General features: G+C 56.4%; 2 protein-coding genes. Both read right to left on the reverse strand.

Annotation, left to right across the window (positions count from 1 at the left end; all coding sequences use genetic code 11):
- Positions 1-523 (reverse strand): NYN domain-containing protein (locus V3W31_04495; GenBank protein MEE9614199.1); only part of this gene is annotated, 523 nt, incomplete at its 3' end.
- Positions 524-624: 101 nt separating this feature from the next.
- Positions 625-3,087 carry a DNA topoisomerase (ATP-hydrolyzing) subunit B gene (gene gyrB, locus V3W31_04500; GenBank protein MEE9614200.1) on the reverse strand — a complete coding sequence of 821 codons (2,463 nt, stop codon included), beginning with the start codon at positions 3,085-3,087 and terminating at the stop codon, positions 625-627.
- Positions 3,088-3,679 lie beyond the last annotated feature (592 nt).

Below are 3,679 nucleotides of genomic sequence, written 5' to 3' on the forward strand. Positions count from 1 at the left end.
CATCTATTGGCAGGAGGTTCGGCACGAGGTAGCCCGACATGTAGAGGTCGACTTCGCGCTTCAGGAGCGAGGAGACGTTCTGGAAGGCGACCGCCTCCACCCGGCAGCCCTTGTTCTGTAGGGCGCGTACGACCTGGATAAAGTCCCCGTCGCCCGTGGCGAGCATCACGCGGTCGAGGTTTTCCGACTGGAGGAGCGCGTCAACGGCCATGTCAAGGTCCGCGTTGGCCTTGCCGAACCGGTTGCCCGCCTCGTCCACGTACCAGGAGACCTTCTTCTCGATCACCTTGAAGCCGAAGTCCCGGAGCGCGGAGTAGAAGTTAAGCGTCCTCTCCTTGTAGTCGTAGTCTTTCCTGGCGCGGTCCTCGTCGTGGGCCACGTACGAGTTGAGCCTTATGGCCTCACCGCTGTCGCGGCAGGCGAACTCCCGGAGGACGTCGAACCTCATGCCGTAGCCGCCGTTACGGGTTATGTTGGCCGCGTCTACGTAGAGTCCTACTTTTTGAGTTTTTTCTTTTGGCATGGACGATAATTGACCTTCCCCTTTTTTTTTGAAAGGAGGGGACAGTAATGAAGAATTTATCCTTCTACGGACAACGGACCACGGATAACGGGCAACGGCCTTTAGATATCGAGGTTCACCACTTCGAGGGCGTGCTTTTCGAGGAACTTCCGCCGGGGCTCGACCTGGTCTCCCATGAGCCTCGTGAAGGTATCGTCGGCGGCCACCGCGTCTTCGACCATCACCTTCAGGAGCACCCTTTTCTCCGGGTCCATCGTCGTCTCCCAGAGCTGGTCGGGGTTCATTTCGCCGAGCCCCTTGTAGCGTTGTATGGCAAGGCCTTTTTTGCCTATCTCCAGCACACGCTCCATGAGTTCTCCGAATGTGTTAACCGTTATGTCGCCGCCGTTGCCCTTGATGCGGAACGGCGGCTCGCCGAGTGAGGTGAGTTTCTTGCCGATATTCTTTAGCTCCTGGAACTCAGGGAGTTCGAGGAGTTCCGTATCGATTAAGGTCTCGACCGGGGCACCGCTGCGCCTGGTGGAGCAGCTTATGGTGAGGCTTTCGTGTTCGGGGTCCTTCCCGGTCTTGAACTCAACCGGCATTATCTCCGGATGGAACGCCTTAATGTAGGTCTTCAGGTTGTCGAAGAGGCGTTTCAGCGTCTTCTCTTTCTTTAGTGACTCCGCGGTGAAATTATCCTCGAGCGCGAGTGCCGCCATTATGTCCGGGTCCTTGCTGCGCCTGCCGAGCCTGTCGAGTATGAACTGGAACCTCGCCATCTTCTTGAAGAGCGAGATGAGGGCATCGCCCTTGAGCGGCGCCTTCTTCCCCTTGGGCGTTACTTCGATCTCTTCCTGTACCGATTCGAATATGAAGTCCTCGAGAGAGGGCTCGTCCTTTATGTAGCGTCCGGCCTTTTTCCCCCCCTTTTTTACTTTGAAAAGGGGGGGCTGGGCTATGTAGAGGTAGCCCTTTTCGCAGAGGAAAGGCATCTGGCGGTGGAAGAAAGTGAGCAGCAGCGTCCTTATGTGAGAGCCGTCCACGTCGGCGTCGGTCATTATTATGACCCGGTGGTAGCGTAGTTTGTCGGGGTTGATGTCGTCTTTGCCTATACCGCAGCCGAGCGCGGTTATCATGGTCCGTATCTCCTCGTTGGAGAGCATCTTGTCGGGCCTGGCCTTCTCGACATTAAGTATTTTTCCGCGGAGCGGCAGTATTGCCTGGAACTTCCTGTCGCGGCCCTGCTTGGCCGAGCCGCCCGCGGAGTCGCCCTCCACGATGAAGAGTTCGCAGAGCGCGGGGTTCGTCTCCTGGCAGTCGGCGAGCTTTCCCGGAAGTGCCGCCGAGTCGAGCGCGCCCTTGCGTCTTATGAGGTCCTTGGCCTTCTTTGCCGCCTCCCTGGCCCTGGCCCCGTCGAGCGCTTTCTGGATAATTTTTTTGGCAACCGGCGGGTGCTCCTCGAGGAAGGTCCCGAGATGGTCGTTTACGAGCGACTTTACCAGCCCCTCGACCTCGGAGTTGCCGAGCTTTGTCTTGGTCTGCCCCTCGAACTGGGGGTTGGGGAGTTTTACGCTTATGACGGCGGTAAGCCCCTCCCGGACGTCGTCGCCCTGGAGCGGGTTTTTAAAGTCCTTCAGGAGGTTCTTCCCGGAGGCGTATGCGTTTATGGTCCTCGTCAGCGCCGACTTGAAGCCCACCATGTGGGTGCCGCCCTCGGTGGTGCTGATGTTGTTGGCGTAGGAGAAGACGTTCTCGTTGTAGGTCTCGCTCCACTGGAGCGCCATCTCCAGATGGATCCCTTCCTTCTCGCCGGAGACGTAGATTATCTTAGGATGGACGGGAGTCTTGTTCCTGTTAAGGTGCTCGATAAAGCTTACTATGCCGCCCTTATACTGGAAGACGTGGGACTTCTCCGTCCTCTCGTCCTCTATGGATATCTTCACCCCGGCGTTCAGGAACGAGAGCTCCCGGAGCCTCTGGCTCAGTGTGTCGAAGCTGAAGTCGGTCGTCTCGAATATCTTCGTGTCGGGCATGAACGTTATGCGGGTGCCGGACTTCTTCGTCTTGCCGACGACATTCAAGGGGCCGGTGGACTTGCCCGTCGCGTACTTCTGTTGGTAGACCTTGCCGCCCCTCTTTATCTCCACCTCGAGCCGTTCGGAGAGGAAGTTCACCACGGTAACGCCGACGCCGTGGAGGCCGCCGGAGACCTTGTATGCCTTGCTCTCGAACTTTCCGCCTGCGTGGAGCTCGGTCAGGACAACCTCGACGGTGGGCTTCTTTTTTACGGGGTGCTTTTCTACCGGGATGCCGCGGCCGTCGTCGGTGACGGTGACCGAGTTGTCGGTGTGGATTACGACAGAGATCTCCTTGCAGTGGCCGGCCAGCGCCTCGTCGATGGAGTTGTCCACTACCTCGTAGACGAGATGGTGGAGCCCCGTGGGCCCGGTGGAGCCGATGTACATGGCGGGCCGTTTCCTTACGGCCTCGAGCCCGCCGAGGACCTTTATGGACTTGGCGTCGTAGCTGGCGGAGACGCTTTCCTTACCGGTTTCCTTGCCTTTTTTTCTTTCTTTTTCCAATGTCTCCATGGGGGTGCTTTCTGTTTTTTGAAGGATAATTAATCCATTCAGCTTAGCACACACAACCCCTTTTTGCCATCCAAAAATGCGTGGGGGAGGGGGCGGTGGGGGCGATTCGGGAATTTTTATGAACGTTCGAAAATCCATACTTTTGTTTTACGAAGGCCCTACATCTTTCAGGGATACCCCGGGTGTACCCCTTTGATTTATAAAAGGTTTTCCTCCAGTTACCTCCCACAACTTTTTGGCACGGCTATTGCAATTTAATAACACTATGAAGGGGGTTATGCGGGTTGGGATTTTTTTCCCGACAGTCACACTTCGGTCCCGGGGTGCGAATTCTACCCCCCTGGGGGGGGGTAGAAGAAAAGTACTTGAAATTACTCCCGAGATGATGTATAGCTTAGGGTAGGTGCATTACTACTTAGCTTACTTCAGGAGGTTTAAAGGATGGCTGAAGAAAAAAAAGATGATGAAAAGAGAGAGTGTCTGAGGTTAAAGTACCCCCGCGCGGAAAGGCCCGTTCTCCACATAGACGGGGAGCATATCCACGACGTCCTTGATATCTCGGAGAGGGGGATCAGGGTATACT

It is taken from the genome of Thermodesulfobacteriota bacterium (genome assembly GCA_036482575.1).
GTDB lineage: Bacteria > Desulfobacterota > GWC2-55-46 > GWC2-55-46 > JAUVFY01 > JAZGJJ01.